Below are 210 nucleotides of genomic sequence, written 5' to 3'. Positions count from 1 at the left end.
GGTGGCGGTCTCCTTCTTCTCGTCCGCGTGGATCTCGCTGTAGGCGAGGCGGGAGTGGTCGTCGACGGCGGTGTGCAGGTAGCTGTAGCCGAGGTTGGGGCGGCCGTGGCGGGTGCGGGGCCGGGTGGGGTCGCGGTGTGCGGAGCTGTTGCGGCCGCCCTGGGACCTGCCGTGGGCCTTGTGTCCGCCGCCGTCGGGGATGTTGCCCAG

General features: G+C 72.9%; 1 pseudogene. It reads right to left on the bottom strand.

Annotated elements, in window-relative coordinates:
• Positions 1 to 210 (bottom strand): annotated as a pseudogene (locus IG94_RS0138335) (IS481 family transposase); the annotation flags it as partial.

Origin of the sequence: Streptomyces olivaceus (assembly GCF_000721235.1) — a bacterium.
In the GTDB taxonomy this organism is placed as follows: domain Bacteria; phylum Actinomycetota; class Actinomycetes; order Streptomycetales; family Streptomycetaceae; genus Streptomyces; species Streptomyces olivaceus.
This window is presented reverse-complemented; position numbering and strand designations above follow the sequence as displayed.